This is a genomic window from Thiobacter subterraneus, assembly GCF_055379455.1.
Window position 1 is genome coordinate 2,568,280 of record NZ_AP042402.1, and the last position, 16,509, is coordinate 2,584,788.

At 66.3% G+C, this 16,509-nt stretch carries 18 protein-coding genes; 14 read left to right on the forward strand and 4 right to left on the reverse strand.

Going from position 1 to position 16,509, the window contains the following annotated elements:
- The first annotated feature begins 3 nt into the window (after positions 1-3).
- The gene (miaA, locus tag ACZ42P_RS12675; protein WP_464897899.1) at positions 4-1,005 is read left to right on the forward strand and encodes a tRNA (adenosine(37)-N6)-dimethylallyltransferase MiaA; all 1,002 of its coding nucleotides are present in this window, start codon (positions 4-6) and stop codon (positions 1,003-1,005) included.
- Here the strand turns inward: miaA and xseA are convergent.
- On the reverse strand, positions 929-2,296 hold the full coding sequence (gene xseA, locus ACZ42P_RS12680; RefSeq protein WP_464897900.1) for an exodeoxyribonuclease VII large subunit: 1,368 nt from the start codon (positions 2,294-2,296) through the stop codon (positions 929-931). The two genes, miaA and xseA, sit on opposite strands and share 77 nt — an antisense overlap.
- A 492-nt stretch (positions 2,297-2,788) precedes the next feature.
- Between xseA and ACZ42P_RS12685 the strand changes: the two genes are divergently transcribed.
- The 10 genes from ACZ42P_RS12685 (at position 2,789) to ACZ42P_RS12730 (ending at position 10,711) form a co-directional block, all read left to right on the forward strand.
- On the forward strand, positions 2,789-3,394 hold the full coding sequence (locus ACZ42P_RS12685) for a MotA/TolQ/ExbB proton channel family protein (RefSeq protein ID WP_464897901.1): 606 nt from the start codon (positions 2,789-2,791) through the stop codon (positions 3,392-3,394).
- A 7-nt stretch (positions 3,395-3,401) separates the two neighbouring features.
- Positions 3,402-3,821 carry an ExbD/TolR family protein gene (locus ACZ42P_RS12690; protein WP_464897902.1) on the forward strand — a complete coding sequence of 140 codons (420 nt, stop codon included), beginning with the start codon at positions 3,402-3,404 and terminating at the stop codon, positions 3,819-3,821.
- A gap of 53 nt (positions 3,822-3,874) precedes the next feature.
- Positions 3,875-4,903 (forward strand): tetraacyldisaccharide 4'-kinase, encoded by a 1,029-nt coding sequence (gene lpxK / locus ACZ42P_RS12695; RefSeq protein WP_464899411.1) that lies wholly within the window; start codon positions 3,875-3,877, stop codon positions 4,901-4,903.
- Complete coding sequence (locus ACZ42P_RS12700; RefSeq protein ID WP_464897903.1) at positions 4,884-5,069, forward strand: Trm112 family protein; 186 nt, start codon at positions 4,884-4,886, stop codon at positions 5,067-5,069. Before lpxK ends, ACZ42P_RS12700 begins: the two co-directional genes overlap by 20 nt.
- 19 nt (positions 5,070-5,088) lie before the next feature.
- Entirely contained in the window at positions 5,089-5,850 is a 762-nt protein-coding gene (gene kdsB, locus ACZ42P_RS12705; protein ID WP_464897904.1) for a 3-deoxy-manno-octulosonate cytidylyltransferase, read from the forward strand.
- A 164-nt stretch (positions 5,851-6,014) separates the two neighbouring features.
- Positions 6,015-6,671 carry an adenylate kinase gene (gene adk, locus ACZ42P_RS12710; protein ID WP_464897905.1) on the forward strand — a complete coding sequence of 219 codons (657 nt, stop codon included), beginning with the start codon at positions 6,015-6,017 and terminating at the stop codon, positions 6,669-6,671.
- 13 nt (positions 6,672-6,684) lie between these two features.
- Positions 6,685-7,026 carry a hypothetical protein gene (locus tag ACZ42P_RS12715; RefSeq protein ID WP_464897906.1) on the forward strand — a complete coding sequence of 114 codons (342 nt, stop codon included), beginning with the start codon at positions 6,685-6,687 and terminating at the stop codon, positions 7,024-7,026.
- Positions 7,027-7,056: 30 nt separating this feature from the next.
- Positions 7,057-8,319, forward strand: a complete 1,263-nt coding sequence (locus tag ACZ42P_RS12720; RefSeq protein ID WP_464897907.1) for a 6-phosphofructokinase — start codon at positions 7,057-7,059, stop codon at positions 8,317-8,319.
- Between the two features lie 52 nt (positions 8,320-8,371).
- Positions 8,372-8,590 (forward strand): hypothetical protein, encoded by a 219-nt coding sequence (locus ACZ42P_RS12725; protein WP_464897908.1) that lies wholly within the window; start codon positions 8,372-8,374, stop codon positions 8,588-8,590.
- A gap of 72 nt (positions 8,591-8,662) precedes the next feature.
- The gene (locus ACZ42P_RS12730; RefSeq protein WP_464899412.1) at positions 8,663-10,711 is read left to right on the forward strand and encodes a sodium-translocating pyrophosphatase; all 2,049 of its coding nucleotides are present in this window, start codon (positions 8,663-8,665) and stop codon (positions 10,709-10,711) included.
- A 111-nt stretch (positions 10,712-10,822) separates the two neighbouring features.
- Here the strand turns inward: ACZ42P_RS12730 and ACZ42P_RS12735 are convergent, their stop codons facing one another.
- A complete protein-coding gene (locus tag ACZ42P_RS12735; RefSeq protein ID WP_464897909.1) occupies positions 10,823-11,026 on the reverse strand; it encodes a cold-shock protein in 204 nt (67 codons plus the stop codon).
- Positions 11,027-11,275: 249 nt separating this feature from the next.
- Here ACZ42P_RS12735 and clpS point away from each other — a divergent pair, with 249 nt between their 5' ends.
- The 3 genes from clpS to ACZ42P_RS12750 all read left to right on the forward strand — a co-directional run bounded on the left by clpS (position 11,276) and on the right by ACZ42P_RS12750 (position 14,310).
- Complete coding sequence (clpS, locus tag ACZ42P_RS12740; protein WP_464897910.1) at positions 11,276-11,584, forward strand: ATP-dependent Clp protease adapter ClpS; 309 nt, start codon at positions 11,276-11,278, stop codon at positions 11,582-11,584.
- Between the two features lie 17 nt (positions 11,585-11,601).
- Positions 11,602-13,869: an ATP-dependent Clp protease ATP-binding subunit ClpA gene (clpA, locus tag ACZ42P_RS12745; protein ID WP_464897911.1), complete on the forward strand. Its 2,268-nt coding sequence runs from the start codon at positions 11,602-11,604 to the stop codon at positions 13,867-13,869.
- 63 nt (positions 13,870-13,932) lie between these two features.
- On the forward strand, positions 13,933-14,310 hold the full coding sequence (locus tag ACZ42P_RS12750) for a cyclophilin-like fold protein (protein WP_464897912.1): 378 nt from the start codon (positions 13,933-13,935) through the stop codon (positions 14,308-14,310).
- Here the strand turns inward: ACZ42P_RS12750 and ACZ42P_RS12755 are convergent.
- A complete protein-coding gene (locus tag ACZ42P_RS12755) occupies positions 14,285-16,000 on the reverse strand; it encodes a potassium channel family protein (RefSeq protein ID WP_464897913.1) in 1,716 nt (571 codons plus the stop codon). The two genes, ACZ42P_RS12750 and ACZ42P_RS12755, sit on opposite strands and share 26 nt — an antisense overlap.
- Positions 16,001-16,012: 12 nt before the next feature.
- On the reverse strand, positions 16,013-16,396 hold the full coding sequence (locus ACZ42P_RS12760) for a DUF6394 family protein (RefSeq protein WP_464897914.1): 384 nt from the start codon (positions 16,394-16,396) through the stop codon (positions 16,013-16,015).
- Between the last annotated feature and the right edge of the window lie 113 nt (positions 16,397-16,509).

Here is a 16,509-nt window from a genome sequence, read left to right on the forward strand (position 1 = left end):
AGCATGACCGATCAGGCCGGGCTGCCGCCGGCGATCTTTCTCATGGGCCCCACCGCCAGCGGCAAGACCGACGCCGCGGTGGAACTGGTCCAGCGCCTGCCGCTGGAAATCATCAGCGTGGACTCGGCGCTGGTCTATCGCCACATGGACATCGGCACGGCCAAGCCCGATGCAGCCACCCTGCGTGCGGCCCCTCATCACCTGATCGACATCATCGAGCCCACCGAAGCCTATTCCGCCGCCCAGTTCCGCGAGGACGCCCTGCGCCTCATGGCGGAGGTCGCGGTGCGCGGCAGGGTACCGCTGCTGGTGGGCGGCACCATGCTCTACTTCAGGGCCCTGCGCGAAGGCCTGAGTGACCTGCCGCCGGCCGATCCTGCCCTGCGCGCCGAGATCGAGGCCTGGGCGCGCGAGGCCGGCTGGCCGGCGCTGCACGGGGCGCTCGCGCGGCTGGATCCGGAAACCGCGGCCCGGCTCAAGCCTACCGACGCCCAGCGCATCCAGCGGGCGCTGGAGGTGATCCGCCTCACGGGCGAACCCTATTCCGTGTTGCTGCGTCGCCGCGGGCAGGAAGGGCTTCCCTATCGGGTGCTGCCCATTGCCCTCGTGCCGGGGGATCGGGCCGTGCTGCACCGGCGCATCGCGCAGCGTTTCGAACGCATGTTGAGCCAGGGCCTGATCGAGGAAGTGGTCTGGCTCAGGGAACACTATGTGCTGGGGCCCCATCTGCCTTCCATGCGCTGCGTGGGTTACCGGCAGGTCTGGCAATACCTGGAAGGCAGCCTGCCCCGGGGCGAGCTGCGTGACCGGGGAATCTATGCCACGCGCCAGCTCGCCAAGCGACAACTCACCTGGCTGCGGGCCATGGAGGATGCGCTGGTGCTGGATTGTCTCGATCCGGCCCTCACCAACCGGCTGGCCGACGCCATCAACACTTTTCTGGGGGCGCAGCCGGTGCCCGGGTCGCCAGGATGCGTGCATCGGCTCCCCCCACCGCAAAAGTGAGGGCCACGCTTTCGCCGACCTGCACCTGGTCGGCACGGGTCACGATGGCGCCGGCTTCATTGCGCACGATGCTAAAACCCCGGGTGAGCACTGCCTGCGGGTTGAGGTGGTCCAGATGGGTCCCGAGGCTCGCGAGCCGTTGGTGCCAGCGCAGGAAACCCTGTGCGCTCGCCCGCTGCAGTCTGCCTGCCAGATGCTGGAGGTGTTGCCGCCTGCGGGCCAGGTCGGGGCGGGCGGCAGTTAGACGGGTGGCGAGATGGGCAAGCTGCCAGCGCCGGCGTGCAGCAACGCTCTGCATGGCCTGGCCGAGGCGCTGGCGCAACTGGTCGAGCTGCCGCGCCTGCTGGCGCAGCCGCTCGCCCGGATGCCTCAGGCGTTTGGCGAGATGGTCCAGATGCTGCATGCGTGTTTCCAGCGCCCGCTCCATGTCGCGCGCCAGACGGGCCGCCAGCCGGTCCAGCTTGTGGGCGAGCTCCACACGGTTGGGGCTGGCCAGTTCCGCTGCTGCGGTGGGCGTGGGTGCGCGCACGTCTGCGGCGAAATCGGCAATGGTGAAGTCGGTCTCGTGTCCGACGCCGCACACGATGGGAATGTGGCTGGCCACGATGGCGCGGGCCACGATTTCCTCGTTGAATTCCCACAAATCCTCGATGCTGCCGCCGCCCCGGCACAGGATGAGCACATCGCACTCAGCCCGCTGGTTGGCCACGCGGATCGCCTCGGCAATGCGGGCGGCCGCCCCCCGACCCTGCACCGGCGTGGGATAGATCACCACGGGCAGGCGGGGCATGCGCCGGCGCAGGGTGGTGAGCACATCGCGCAGGGCCGCGGCCTCGCGCGAGGTGACGATGCCGATGGCGCGCGGGAAAGGCGGCAGGGGCCGCTTGCGTTCCGGCGCAAACAGGCCCTCCGCCTCCAGCCGTGTCTTGAGCCGCGCGAAGGCCTCGTACAGGGCGCCCAGGCCGCCGGGGCGCAGGGTTTCCACGTTGAGCTGGAAATCCCCGCGCGGCTCGTACAGGGTGACGATGGCGCGCGCCTCCACCTGCATGCCCTCGCGCACTTCGAAATCCACGTACTGGTTGCGATGGCGGAACATCACGCAGCGCACCTGGGCCTTGTCGTCCTTCAGGGAGAAATACCAGTGGCCGGAGCCATGGCGCGTGAGGTTGGAGATCTCCCCGCTCACCCACAGGGGCGGGAAGCTGTTTTCCAGCAGGGCACGGGTGCGGCGGTTGAGCTCGGAAACGGGGATGGCCTGGTCTGGCGCGGGTGGAAAGGGGCTTGACAACATGGCCGCAGTCTATCACCTATCCACATACGGCGTCAGGCCGCGAGCATCCGCTCACTCATCGCGCTGCCCGCCGGGGTGTAGCGCTATCTATCTGAAGGAGCGCACATTTTTGCCCGCACAAAAAACCGGCACCGGACAAATTGCCGCTCCCTTGTGGCACTTAGCGCGTCTTCCCACGTGTTTTCCACAGACTTGTCCACAGGGATTGTGGAAAAGGGGAAAATGCCCTGGGCGGTGCGCGGCTTGCGCGCCCGGGCCATGCCTTTGACATATATGACGGCGGGTTTTATAGTGGGGACCGCGCGTCGGGTCCGGCCGTGACCGTCAGCCCGGGCGGGCGCGCTTGCAGGTGTCACTGTTTCTGCTCCGCTTCGCCCCGGGTTGCCATCCGCCCGGGGCTTTTTTTGTGCTGCCGGCCATGGGGCAAACCGTCGCACTTGCCCATCCCCGGGGTGCAGGCTAAAGTTACGCCCATTTGTCGGGAGGCAGCGGGTGCTCAGCATCATCGAACAGGCAGGTTGGCCCATCTGGCCGCTCATCTTCGCTTCCATCGTTTCCCTGGGCATCATCGGTGAACGGCTGTGGACCCTGCGCAGCGCCGTCATCGCACCGAAAAACCTGCTGCCCCAGGTGCTGCAGGAACTGCAGCAAAAGGGCGTCACGCCCGAGCTGCTGGAACGCCTTGCGCGGGGCGCGCCGCTGGGGCGCGTGTTCGCCGCCGCCCTGCGCAATGCCAACAGTTCCCGTGAAGTCATGAAGGAGGCGGTGGAGGAAGAGGGCCGGGCGGTGGCCCACGAGCTGGAGCGCTTCCTGACCACCCTGGGCACCATTGCCACCGCCGCACCCCTGTGGGGCCTGTTCGGCACGGTGATCGGAATGGTGGAAATCTTCGCGGCCCTGAAAGCCGCCGGCACCGATCCCGCGGAACTGGGCCATGGCATTTCCATCGCCCTGTACAACACGGCCACGGGCCTGCTGGTGGCCATTCCCAGCCTGATCTTCTACCGCCACTTCCGGGCCAAAATCGACGCCCTGATCGTGGAGATGGAACAGCAGGCCATCAAGCTCGTGGAAGTGCTCCACGGCGAGCGGCGCTGAGGGTTCCATGGACTTCCGCCGCGGCCGCGAGCGCGAGGGCGTGGAGATCAATTTGATCCCCATGATCGACGTGCTGCTGGTGATCGTGATCTTCCTCGCGGTCACCACGACCTTCTCCCAGATCGCCCAGCTGCAGATCACACTGCCCACCGCCGAGGCGGAAAAGGCGGCCCGTGAGCCCGCGCCCATCAATGTCGCGGTGGATGCGGCGGGCCGCTATCTGGTGAACGGCAAGCCCTTCGTGGGCAAGGGTCCGGCAGCCCTCAGCGTGGCGCTCAAACAGGCGGCCGGCGACCAGAGCGATCCCATGATCGTCATCAGCGCCGATGCCCAGGCCACCCACCAGTCCGTGATCGATGTCATGGAAGCCGCCCGCATCGCCGGCTTCGCCCGCCTGACCTTCGCCACCCAGGCGGAGCGCCGCTGAGCGCCTGCGCGCGGCCGTCCGGGTGGCGGCCGGTGTTTCCGTCCATGTCTCCCATGCCCCTGCGTGAGTCGCTGAGCCGCTGGCTGCAAGAGCAGTGGTATCGCTGGTCGCCCTGGCATGCCATCCTGCTGCCCCTGGCGGCGCTGTTCGGCCTGGCCGCGGCCCTGCGGCGCAGTCTCTACCGCCTGGGCTGGCTGCCGGTGACCAGTCTGTCGGTGCCGGTGCTGGTGGTGGGCAACATCGCCGTGGGCGGAACCGGCAAGACACCCCTGGTGATCGCCCTGGCGGGTCTGCTGCGGGAGGCAGGCTACCGGCCGGGCATCGTCAGTCGCGGCTATGGCGGCCGGGGACGGTTGCCCCGTGCCGTCGGCCCCCAGGCCGATCCCCTGGAAGTGGGCGACGAGCCGGTGCTGCTCGCCCGCGCGAGCGGCTGCCCGGTCTGGGTGGGACGCGCCCGCGCGCAGGTTGCCCGGGCCCTGCTTGCCCAGCATCCCGAAGTCGATCTCATCATCAGCGACGACGGGCTGCAGCACTACGCCCTGGCGCGGGACGTGGAGGTCGTGGTGGTGGACGCCCAGCGCTGGTTCGGCAACGGTCAGCTCCTGCCCGCGGGGCCCCTGCGCGAACCCACCTGGCGCCTGCAGACGGTGGACGCGGTGGTGATCAACGGCTGGCTGCCGGGCGCGCCGCTGAGGCGCCACGAGTTCACCATGCGCCTGACCGGCGATGTGCTCTACAATCTGCGCAATCCGGCACTCAAGGCGCGGCCCGAGGTGTTCGCGGGCCAGACCGTGGCGGCCATGGCGGGTATCGGTCATCCGGAACGTTTTTTCGGCCACCTGCGCAGTCTGGGATTGTCCATCCTGCCGCGGCCGCTGCCGGACCATCACCGCTACACGCCGGCGGACCTGGAAGCGGCCGCCGGCCGGCCCATCGTCATGACGGAAAAGGACGCGGTGAAATGTGCCGACTTTGCGGGGGACGACGTCTGGGTGCTGCCCGTGCGGGCGGAACTGGACCCCCGGCTTTTGCCCGCCCTCCTCGCGAAACTGAGGGAACACCATGGATCCAAAGCTGCTTGAAATTCTCGTCTGCCCCCTGTGCAAGGGGCCCCTGGTCTATCGCCGCGAGGCGCAGGAACTGGTCTGCCGTGCCGACCGGCTCGCCTTTCCCATACGCGACGACATTCCGGTGATGCTGGAGGAGGAAGCCCGGGCACTGCCTCCCGAGGAAGAGGTGGAATCCTGACGCGCCTCCCCTGCCCGCCATGCCGCCCTTCAAGATCGTCATTCCCGCCCGTCACGCCTCCACCCGCCTGCCGGGCAAACCCCTGGCCGACATCGCGGGCAAACCCATGGTGCTGCGCGTGGTGGAGCGGGCGCTCGCCACCGGTGCCCAGGAAGTGTGGGTGGCCACTGACCACGAAGGGGTGGCGCAGGCCGTGGAGGCGGCGGGGCACCGGGTGCTGCTCACTTCGGTGGACCATGCCTCCGGCACCGACCGCATCGCCGAGGTGGCGATGCGGCTGCAATGGCCCGACGATGCCATCGTGGTCAACGTCCAGGGCGACGAACCCCTGATTGCGCCCGAACTCATCCGGGAAGTGGCCGAAACCCTGGCCGCCCACGACAGCGCGGCCATGGCCACCGCCTGCCATCCCTTCCACGATTTGGCCAGCATGTTCAATCCCAACGTGGTGAAGGTCGTGCTGGACCGCGCAGGCTTCGCCCTTTATTTCTCGCGGGCGCCCATTCCCTACGGACGCGACGCCTTTCTCAACATGCCCTCGCGCCTGCCGGCGGACATGCCGGCCTACCGCCACATCGGCCTGTATGCCTACCGGGTGGGCTTCCTGCGTCTCTACAGCGGGCTTGCGCCGGCGCCCATCGAACAGTTCGAGGCCCTGGAGCAGCTGCGTGCCCTGTGGCACGGGCACCGCATCGCCGTGGCCGTCACCGCCCATGCGCCGGCGCGCGGCGTGGATACCCCCGAGGACCTGGCCTGGGTGCGTGCCCAGTTCCAGACCTGAGGCTTTGCGAGCCTTTATAAAGGGATAAAAACATTTTGGCCGGCCGGGGGCCGCCGCCGGAAACACCCTGACGCCGTGGTGGTATGATTGAACTTCCGCACGGCCGTCGCCGCAGTCCTGCGTGCTTCCGGCGGCAAACACAAAAACAGGACGAAGGAGGATTCATGCGTTTGATTCTGCTCGGCGCGCCCGGCGCCGGTAAGGGCACCCAGGCCAAGTTCATCACGGAAAAATACGGCATTCCCCAGATCTCCACCGGTGACATGCTGCGTGCCGCGGTCAAGGCGGGCACGCCCCTGGGTCTGGAAGCCAAGAAGATCATGGACGCGGGCGGGCTGGTGTCCGACGACATCATCATGGGCCTGATCCAGGAGCGCCTGAAACAGCCGGACTGCGCCAAGGGCTATCTCCTCGACGGTTTCCCGCGCACCATTCCCCAGGCCGAGGCCATGCGCAAGCTGGGTATCGACGTGGATTTCGTGATCGACGTGGACGTGCCGGACGAGGAGATCATCAAGCGCATGAGCGGGCGGCGCGTGCACCTGCCTTCGGGCCGTACCTACCACGTGGTGTTCAACCCACCCAAGGTGCCGGGCAAGGACGATGTGACCGGTGAAGACCTGATCCAGCGCGACGACGACAAGGAAGAAACCGTGCGCAAGCGTCTCGAGGTCTATCACGCCCAGACCAAACCCCTGTGGGATTTCTATACCCAGTGGGCCGCCACGGGCGATCCCAAGGCGCCCAAATGCGTGCGCATTCCCGGCGTGGGGAAGGTGGAGGACGTGCGCGACGCCATCTTCCGCGCCCTGGGCGGCTGAACAGCCCACAGCCATGAGCAGGATCCCGGATTTCACGCCCACCGAGCTGGAGGTGGTGAAACAGACCGTGCGGGAGCGCTACGGCAAGGAGGTGGACGTGCAGGTCGCCGATGCCGAGATCCGCATGTATCCGGACGACCGCGAACTCACCGAAGTGCCCTGCCTGTACTGGGCCGAGCGGGGCTGCCAGTTCGTCATCTTCAAGGTGGGTGAGGGGCGCTACCGCAACCAGTTCTTCTACTCGGTCCGGGAGCAGTATGGCACGGGCCGCGCCGAATACGACGACATCCTCGACTGCGCGCTCACCCTGCTGCGGGTGCAGGCCGACCATGAGGCACAGCGCGCCGGCTTTTGAACATTCCGCAAAAAGACCAAGGAGGCAACCATGGCAAAAATGAACGCGTTCTATGCCCAGTCCGGCGGCGTCACCGCAGTGATCAACGCGTCCGCCTGCGGCGTGATCGAAACGTGCCGCAAGCACAAGGACAAGATCGGCAAGGTGTATGCCGGGCGCAACGGCATCATCGGCGCGCTCACCGAGGATCTCATCGACACCAGCAAGGAATCCGCCAAGGCCATCGCCGCCCTGCGCTACACCCCGGCCGGCGCCTTCGGCTCCTGCCGCTACAAGCTGAAGAGCCTGGAGCAGAACAAGCGCGAGTACGAGCGCCTGATCGAGGTGTTCAAGGCGCACAACATCGGCTACTTCTTCTACAACGGCGGCGGTGACTCTGCCGATACCTGCTGGAAGGTGTCTCAGCTCGCGGAAAAGATGGGCTATCCCATCAAGGCCATCCACGTGCCCAAGACCGTGGACAACGACCTGCCCATCACCGACTGCTGCCCGGGCTTCGGTTCCGTGGCCAAGTACATCGCCATTGCCACGCGCGAGGCGAGCTTCGACGTGGCTTCCATGGCCAAGACCTCCACCAAGGTGTTCGTGCTCGAGGTCATGGGACGGCACGCAGGCTGGATCGCCGCCGCCGGCGGCATGGCCGCGGACAACGAGCACAACATTCCCATCGTGATCCTGTTCCCCGAGATCGAATTCAACCAGGAGAAATTCCTGGCCGCGGTGAAGGACAAGGTGGAGAAATTCGGCTACTGCACCGTGGTGGTGTCCGAGGGCTGTCATTATCCGGACGGAAAATTCCTGGCCGAGGCGGGCACCCGCGATGCCTTCGGTCATGCCCAGCTCGGGGGTGCGGCCCCGGTGGTGGCCAACATGATCAAGGAGGGCCTGGGCTACAAGTATCACTGGGCGGTGGCCGACTACCTGCAGCGTGCCGCGCGCCACATCGCCTCCAAGACCGACGTGGAACAGGCCTATGCCGTGGGCAAGGCCGCGGTGGAGTTCGCGCTCAAGGGTTACAACTCGGTGATGCCCACCATCGTGCGTGTCTCCGACAAACCCTACAAGTGGAAGATCGGCATGGCCCAGCTCAAGGACGTGGCCAACAAGGAAAAAATGATGCCGCGCAACTTCATCACTGCCGACGGTTTCGGCATCACGCCCAAGTGCCGCGCTTATCTTTCCGGACTCATCAAGGGCGAGGACTACCCGCCCTACAAGGACGGCCTGCCCAACTACGTGCGTCTCAAGAACGTGGCGGTGCCGAAGAAGCTCAAGGACGATTTCCAGCTGTGAACGGCGGGCGCAGGCGCTCCCCCTGCGCCTCCAAGGCCTCGGTGGAGGATGCATGACGCTCGAACGGGCCCGCGAACTCCTGCTCCTGCAGGCTGGCTTCGGCAGCTTCTACAACGGCAATTCCGCCAAGCTCATCCTGTCCGAAGTGCAGCGTGAGCATGGCCAGGCGGCCGTGGACCGGCTCATCGTCGAATGCGGGCTGGACCGCGTGTTCGGCTTCGAACCCGGCACCCGTTTCGAAAACGGCATCGCCCATACCCGCTATCAATAAGCAGCCTGCTCCGCGCCGGAAGCAGGCCGGAACAACGACGACAAAGGAGGAGGCAGCATGTCCCAGGAGCTGATGTTTTCGCTGGTGTGCGCGGCGTTGGCCATCCTGTACGGGGTGGTGTCCATACGCTGGATTCTCGGACTGCCCGCCGGCAACGAGCGCATGCGCGCCATCGCAGGCGCAGTGCAGGAGGGCGCCCAGGCCTATCTCAGGCGCCAGTACACCACCATCGCCCTGGTGGGCGTCGTGCTGTTCCTGCTCATCGCCGTCTTTCTGCACCTGTCCACCGCGGTGGGCTTCGCCCTGGGGGCCATCCTCTCGGGCGCTGCGGGCTTCATCGGCATGAACATCTCGGTGCGCGCCAACGTGCGCACCGCCGAGGCCGCGGGACGTGGACTCGATGCCGCCCTCAACGTGGCCTTCCGGGGCGGGGCCATCACGGGTCTTTTGGTGGTGGGGCTGGGCCTGCTCGGTGTCGCGGGCTACTACGCAGTGCTCACGGCCATGGGCATGGAGACCACCTCCGCCGTGCACGCCCTGGTGGGACTGGGCTTTGGCGGCTCGCTCATCTCCATCTTCGCCCGGCTGGGGGGCGGCATCTTCACCAAGGGGGCCGATGTGGGGGCCGACCTGGTGGGCAAGGTGGAAGCGGGCATTCCCGAGGACGATCCGCGCAACCCGGCGGTGATCGCCGACAACGTGGGCGACAATGTGGGCGACTGCGCGGGCATGGCCGCCGATCTGTTCGAGACCTACGCGGTGACCATCATCGCCACCATGCTCTTGGGGGGGCTGATGGCGGCCGGTACCCATACCGTCCAGGCGGTGGCCTATCCGCTGGTACTGGGGGGCGTTTCCATCATTGCCTCCATCATCGGCACCTTCTTCGTCCGGGCCCGCGAAGGCGGCAAGATCATGAATGCCCTGTACCGGGGCCTGATCGTGGCGGGGGCGATCGCGGTGATCGCCTTCTACCCGGTCACCACCTGGATGTTCGGAGCCGGCCTCGGCCTGGCCGACGGCACCACCCTGCCTGCCATCAACCTGTATCTCGCAGCCCTGATCGGCCTGGCGCTCACCGCCGCCATGGTGGTCATCACGGAGTACTACACCGCCACGGAATATTCCCCCGTGCGCCACATCGCCGAGGCCTCCACCACAGGACACGGCACCAACATCATCGCCGGCCTGGGGGTCTCCATGCGCGCCACCGCCCTGCCGGTGCTGGCCGTGTGCCTGGCCATCGCGGCGTCCCACCAGCTGGCGGGCCTGTATGGCATTGCCGTGGCCGCCACGGCCATGCTCTCCATGACCGGCATCATCGTCGCCCTGGACGCCTACGGCCCCATCACCGACAACGCCGGCGGCATTGCGGAAATGGCGGAACTGCCGGAGGCCATCCGCAACATCACCGACCCCCTGGATGCGGTGGGCAACACGACCAAGGCGGTGACCAAGGGTTATGCCATCGGCTCCGCCGGCCTGGCGGCGCTGGTGCTGTTCGCCGACTACACCCACACCCTGGAGGCGGGGGGTAAGCTGGTGGAATTCTCCCTGGCCGACCCCGCCGTGATCATCGGCCTGTTCGTTGGCGGCATGGTGCCCTATCTGTTCGGTGCCATGGGCATGGAGGCGGTGGGCCGGGCCGCCGGCAGCGTGGTGGTGGAGGTGCGCCGCCAGTTCCGGGAGATACCGGGCATCATGGAAGGGCGGGCCAAACCGGACTATTCGCGGGCAGTGGACATGCTCACCCGGGCCGCCATCCGCGAGATGATCGCGCCATCCCTGCTGCCCATCCTGGTGCCCATTGCGGTGGCCGTGGTCATGGGCTGGCTCATGGGGCCGGGGGCCGGGACCAAGGCCCTGGGCGGGGTGCTCCTGGGCTCCATCGTCACCGGCATCTTCGTCGCCATTTCCATGACCACCGGCGGTGGTGCCTGGGACAATGCCAAGAAATACATCGAGGAGGGGAACTACGGGGGCAAGGGCTCGGACGCCCACAAGGCGGCGGTGACCGGCGATACCGTGGGGGATCCCTACAAGGACACCGCCGGGCCTGCCATCAACCCCCTCATCAAGATCATCAACATCGTCGCCCTCTTGATCGTGCCCCTGCTCTGAGGGGGGAAAAAGCCGGCGCAAGCCGGCTTTTTTGTGGGGCGGCCGCGTCCGCTCCAATGAAAAAGGCCATCCCCGCGGGAGCGGAGATGGCCTGGAATGGGGTGTCGCGGATCAGGCGGGCCGGATATTGGAGGCCTGCTTGCCCTTCGGGCCCTGGGTCACGTCGTACTGGACCTTCTGGCCTTCCTTCAGGCTCTTGAAGCCCTGGACCTGGATGGCGGAGAAGTGGGCGAACAGGTCGTCCCCCCCGTCGTCCGGCGTGATGAACCCGTAACCTTTAGCGTCGTTGAACCATTTGACGGTGCCAGTTGCCATGCTGCTGTTTCCTTAACTCAAGAACGGACGGTCAATCCCACCAATTTGCTCCAAAGGCGCAGCGGCCACACCGCCGGAATTCCTTCAAAGTCAAAGACCGCGGCCAGTTTGCGCCCGTCATTTCCGGAAGTCAAGGGCCGGCGGCAGGCCCGGATGCGCCCCGGAAATCCGCCCTGCGGCCAGGGATGCGCGAGGCTTGAAAAAAGCCCGGCAGGAGTCCAAATTAATAGGCTGTCGAGGCAGGTTACCATGGCATTGGACGATCAACTCACTCCGGTTCGGGAGGTGGAAGAGAGCCGGGTCAAACCCCCGCCTCTCTATAAAGTCATCCTCCTCAATGACGATTACACACCCATGGACTTCGTGGTCCTGGTCCTCCAGCGGTTTTTTCACATGGACCGGGAACGGGCCACGCAGGTGATGCTCAAAGTCCACAGGGAAGGGCTCGGCGTGTGCGGGGTCTTTCCCAAGGATATTGCGGCAACGAAGGTCGATCTGGTAGTCTCCTTCGCAAGGCGGCATCAGCACCCGTTGCAGTGTGTGATGGAAGAAACCTGACGCAGCAGGGTAGCCACATGATCTCTCAGGAACTCGAAGTTTCCCTCCACATGGCTTTTGTCGAGGCCCGGCAGAAGCGCCATGAATTCATCACCGTGGAGCATCTGCTGCTGGCCATGCTGGACAATCCCTCCGCGGCGCAGGTGCTGCGCGCCTGCGGTGCCAACATCGAGGCGCTGCGCAAGGCGCTCACGGACTTCGTGCACCAGCACACGCCCGTGGTGGGCGGCACCGGCGAGGTGGATACCCAGCCCACCCTGGGCTTCCAGCGCGTGATCCAGCGCGCCATCCTGCACGTGCAGTCCTCCGGCAAGAAGGAGGTCACCGGCGCCAACGTGCTGGTGGCCATCTTCGGCGAGAAGGATTCCCATGCCGTGTACTTCCTGCACCAGCAGGGCGTGACCCGGCTCGACGTGGTCAACTATATCTCCCACGGCATCAGCAAGGTCCAGGACGGGGCCAACAAGTCAGCGCCGGAAGGCAGCGGCGAGCCCGAGCACGACCAGGAGCAGCAGCCCTCCGGTGCCCTGGAGAATTTCACCCAGAACCTCAACGCCCAGGCCCTGATGGGCAAGATCGATCCCCTGATCGGCCGCGAGCTGGAGCTGGAGCGGGTGATCCAGACCCTGTGCCGCCGGCGCAAGAACAACCCGCTGCTGGTGGGCGAAGCCGGGGTGGGCAAGACGGCCATCGCCGAGGGGCTCGCGCGGCGCATCGTCGAAGGCAACGTGCCGGACGTGCTCAAGAATTCCGTGGTCTATGCGCTGGACATGGGAGCCCTCCTGGCGGGCACCAAGTACCGGGGCGACTTCGAGCAGCGCCTCAAGGCGGTGCTCAAGCATCTGGTGGACAACCAGCGGGCCATCCTGTTCATTGACGAGATCCATACCCTGATCGGCGCGGGGGCGGCTTCCGGCGGCACCCTGGATGCCTCCAACCTGCTCAAGCCCGCCCTGAGCTCCGGCCAGCTCAAGTGCATCGGTGCCACCACCTACAACGAGTATCGGGGCATCTTCGAGAAGGACCACGCCCTGTCGCGGCGCTTCCAGAAGATCGACGTGCCCGAACCCTCGGTGGCAGAGACGGTGGAAATCCTGCGCGGGCTGAAATCGCGCTTCGAGAGCCATCATGGCGTGAAATACACCGCCGCGGCGCTCACCACGGCGGCGGAGCTGTCGGCCAAGTTCATCAATGACCGGCACCTGCCCGACAAGGCCATCGACGTGATCGACGAGGCAGGGGCGGCGCAGCGGATTCTGCCCAAGTCCAAGCAGAAGAAGACCATCACGCCCAAGGAAATCGAGGAGATCGTCGCCAAGATCGCGCGTATCCCGCCGAAGAACGTGTCCTCCGACGACCGCAACGCCCTGAGGAACCTGGACCGGGATCTGAAATCCGTGGTGTTCGGCCAGGACGAGGCGATCGATGCCCTGGCCTCGGCCATCAAGATGGCGCGCAGCGGCTTGGGCAATCCCCAGAAGCCCATCGGCAGCTTCCTGTTCTCGGGCCCCACCGGCGTGGGCAAGACCGAGGTGGCGCGCCAGCTCGCCTACATCCTGGGCATCGAGTTGATCCGCTTCGACATGTCGGAGTACATGGAGCGCCATGCGGTGTCCCGTCTGATCGGCGCGCCCCCGGGCTATGTGGGCTTCGATCAGGGCGGGCTGCTCACGGAAGCCATCACCAAGCATCCCTATTCGGTGCTGCTGCTGGATGAGATCGAGAAGGCCCATCCGGACATCTTCAACATCCTGCTGCAGGTGATGGACCACGGCACGCTCACCGACAACAACGGGCGCAAGGCGGATTTCCGCAACGTGGTGATCATCATGACCACCAATGCGGGGGCCGAGGCGCTTAACAAGTCCGGCATCGGCTTCGCCCAGCCCGCCAAGGCGGGCGACGAGATGGCGGAAATCAAGCGTCTGTTCTCGCCGGAGTTCCGCAACCGCCTGGATGCCATCATCTCCTTCAAGCCCCTCACCAAGGAGATCATCCTGCGCGTGGTGGACAAGTTCCTGATGCAGCTGGAGTCGCAGCTCCACGAGAAAAAAGTGGAGGCGACCTTCACCGAGGCGTTGCGCGAGCATCTCGCCGCACGCGGCTTCGACCCCCTGATGGGGGCGCGGCCCATGGCGCGCCTGATCCAGGACACCATCCGCAAGGCGCTGGCGGACGAGCTGCTGTTCGGCCGGCTGGCCAATGGCGGCAAGGTGACGGTGGACGTGGACGAGCAGGGCCAAGTGAAGCTTTTGTTCGCCGAGGAGCCCGAGGCGGTGGCCTGAAGGCCGCCCCGGGGAGACTGGGAAAAGCCGGGTACGTCCCGGCTTTTTTGTCTGAGGCAGGTCATGCGCAGGATACGTATCCAGGCTGGCAGTGTGACGCTCACGGCGCGTCTGCGTGACACGCCCACCGCCGATGTCATCTGGGCCGCCCTGCCCCTGTCCGCGAGCGCCCAGACCTGGGGTGAGGAGGTCTACTTCTCCGTGCCGGTGAGCGTTGCCCTAGAAAAGGATGCGCGCCAGATCCTCAAGCCCGGCGAGATCGCCTTCTGGGTGCAGGGTCAGGCCATTGCCATCGGCTTCGGCCCCACACCCATCTCCCACGGGGACGAAATCCGGCTGGTCACGCGCTGCAATGTCTGGGCCGATGCCGAAGGCGACGTGCGGGCGCTGGCCGCGGTGCGCGCGGGGGATGCCGTCACGGTGAGCGCGGCTGGCGCCTGAACAGGCGCTGCCCCAGCAACTCCCACACATAGCCGGCGGGCCGCTCCACGCCGGTGACCACATAGGCGAAGCTGTTGTGGTTGCGCTCGATCCACGACAGCTGGCGCCGCGCCTCGACGCGTCCCGCCATGAGCAGCTGGTCGCCCTGGGCCAGGGCCAGGGTGTCGTCCGGCAGCAGGATTTCCGTGTCCCCGCGCTTGAGCAGCAGGGCGATGCCGGGCAGGCGCTCCTCCCGGTTGCGCGGATCGCGCCACAGATCGCCCACCGTCACCGGGATGCCGGCTGCCAGTCCGGCATAGATGGCCGGTGCTTCCAGAGGAGTGATGGTCACGCCCCAAGTCTCGGGGGCCTCCTCGCCGACGATGCCGCCGAGCCGTGCCACCAGCTGATTGGCCCACTCGTTGCCCTGCTTGCGTGCGAGTTCCAGGAATTCGGTGAGCAGCGGCGTGGTGAGCAGGGCGAAGATCTTGTGGGCGATGACGCTGGAGCGCTGCATGAGCAGATCCAGGTGCGCGGCGCGGAACAGGGCGTCGTTTTGGGTTTCGTTCTGGCGCGCCACCATGAACAGACGCGGATTGAGCTCGCGCGCCGTCATGATGATGGAGAGGTTGTTGGCGTCGTTGTCCGTGCCTGCCACGATGCCCACGGCTTCGCGGATACCGGCCTGCTCCAGGGTGTCCGCCTCGGTGCCGCGGCCGACGATGGTGCCCGCGGGCGGCTGGGTGCGTGCCGGATCGGCCTCCACCACGGTGGCCACCACACCCTCCCGCGTGAGACGGGCATGGACCGCCTTGCCGAAACGTCCGTAGCCGCACAGGATCCAGCGTCCCACCGGCGGGAAGATGGGTTCGCGCAGGGGTTCGTGGGGTGCCGCGGTCATCCACTCGTAGAGCAGATACATGCCGGGCGAGTGCAGGGCCATCGCCAGGCGCCCGGCGAAGGTGTTGAAGGCATTGATGATGTGGTCGGTGCCGAAGGAGGCCATGTTGGCCGCCACGTCCATGGTGTCGGCGCGGCAGATGGTAACGAGCCGCGGGCGCAACAGCTTGACGGTGATGGCCACCTTGAGATTGACCTCGTCCCGGTTGGTCAGGGCGATCACCCCCCGGCACTGGGGGTGCTCCAGGCCCGCACGCAAGAGCACTGCCGGTTGGGCGGCGTCGCCGCGCAGGCCCGGCACCACCATGGGCAGCTCTTCCAGCTCCAGGGCGGCGATGCGCTCGGGGTCGATGTCCAGCACCACCGCCTGTATGCCGGAATCCGCGAGGGCGCGCACCAGCATTGCTCCGGTGTCGCCGTAGCCGCACACCAGGTAGAACGGCTCGTGCAGACGGCGCACAGCACGGGTGAAGGCGTTTTCCACCCGGATCAGCCGAAAGGCGGGATCCTGCAGGGTGGCGAGCAGTCCGCCGATGGCATAGAGCCAGACCACCACTGAGGCATAGATGGTACCGGTGAGCCACATGCGCTGGGCGTCCGTGAACAGATGGGGCAGTTCGCCGAAACCGATGGTGGTGGCGGTATAGCTCACCACATAGAAGGCGTGGAAGAAACTCATGCGCCACGGGCGGCCCTGTTCGTCCACCCCCGGGATCAGCACCAGTCCCACCACCGCCACGGCATAGACCAGGATCAGCAGCGTAAGCGGCGTGCGCAGCCGGCGCAGCAGCAGGAACAGGGCGTTGTGCATGGCGCGCCTGCGTCAGCGGCGGATGGCCAGGGTCTCGGCGATGAACAGGACCACTGAGGTAAAGTTGGCCAGCAGCGCGCCGCCCGAGAGGGAGACGATGGCGGCCATGAGATGCGGTGTCAGGCCGCCGGCATGGATGTGTTCGGCGTAGGCCCAGACCACCGCCGCGGCAATGAGCTGGAGATCCGCCACCAGGCTGGTGGCCAGCAGCACCGCGCCGAGATGGGTGCGGTCGCCCAGCTTGAGCACCGTGGCGATGAGGTTCACCACCAGGGCCGCGTACAGCTCATAGATGCTGTGATGCGTCGGGTTGTCGATCTCGCCCACGTAGAAGCCGAAGTTCAGGGTGAGGGCAAGCACGATGAAGAACGCGAACACGACTTTTTCGAGATTCATTGTTTCCTCCTGGGCGACCCTGCGCCGCAGGCGAAGTCTAGCGCGATTTCCGGGGCTTAGGCAGGGCGGGCGCGCGTGCTAGCATAGGGTGCAGTGTCTGCCGCGGAGCAATC

Coding starts and splice junctions, on each gene's coding strand:
- ACZ42P_RS12750 (WP_464897912.1), top strand. CDS start 13,933: ATGCGCAGGATACGTATCCAGGCTGGCAGTGTGACGCTCACGGCGCGT.
- miaA (WP_464897899.1), top strand. CDS start 4: ATGACCGATCAGGCCGGGCTGCCGCCGGCGATCTTTCTCATGGGCCCC.
- ACZ42P_RS12700 (WP_464897903.1), top strand. CDS start 4,884: ATGGATCCAAAGCTGCTTGAAATTCTCGTCTGCCCCCTGTGCAAGGGG.
- ACZ42P_RS12725 (WP_464897908.1), top strand. CDS start 8,372: ATGACGCTCGAACGGGCCCGCGAACTCCTGCTCCTGCAGGCTGGCTTC.
- adk (WP_464897905.1), top strand. CDS start 6,015: ATGCGTTTGATTCTGCTCGGCGCGCCCGGCGCCGGTAAGGGCACCCAG.
- clpA (WP_464897911.1), top strand. CDS start 11,602: ATGATCTCTCAGGAACTCGAAGTTTCCCTCCACATGGCTTTTGTCGAG.
- ACZ42P_RS12720 (WP_464897907.1), top strand. CDS start 7,057: ATGGCAAAAATGAACGCGTTCTATGCCCAGTCCGGCGGCGTCACCGCA.
- lpxK (WP_464899411.1), top strand. CDS start 3,875: ATGCCCCTGCGTGAGTCGCTGAGCCGCTGGCTGCAAGAGCAGTGGTAT.
- kdsB (WP_464897904.1), top strand. CDS start 5,089: ATGCCGCCCTTCAAGATCGTCATTCCCGCCCGTCACGCCTCCACCCGC.
- ACZ42P_RS12755 (WP_464897913.1), bottom strand. CDS start 16,000: ATGCACAACGCCCTGTTCCTGCTGCTGCGCCGGCTGCGCACGCCGCTT.
- clpS (WP_464897910.1), top strand. CDS start 11,276: ATGGCATTGGACGATCAACTCACTCCGGTTCGGGAGGTGGAAGAGAGC.
- ACZ42P_RS12690 (WP_464897902.1), top strand. CDS start 3,402: ATGGACTTCCGCCGCGGCCGCGAGCGCGAGGGCGTGGAGATCAATTTG.
- ACZ42P_RS12730 (WP_464899412.1), top strand. CDS start 8,663: ATGTTTTCGCTGGTGTGCGCGGCGTTGGCCATCCTGTACGGGGTGGTG.
- ACZ42P_RS12715 (WP_464897906.1), top strand. CDS start 6,685: ATGAGCAGGATCCCGGATTTCACGCCCACCGAGCTGGAGGTGGTGAAA.
- ACZ42P_RS12760 (WP_464897914.1), bottom strand. CDS start 16,396: ATGAATCTCGAAAAAGTCGTGTTCGCGTTCTTCATCGTGCTTGCCCTC.
- xseA (WP_464897900.1), bottom strand. CDS start 2,296: ATGTTGTCAAGCCCCTTTCCACCCGCGCCAGACCAGGCCATCCCCGTT.
- ACZ42P_RS12735 (WP_464897909.1), bottom strand. CDS start 11,026: ATGGCAACTGGCACCGTCAAATGGTTCAACGACGCTAAAGGTTACGGG.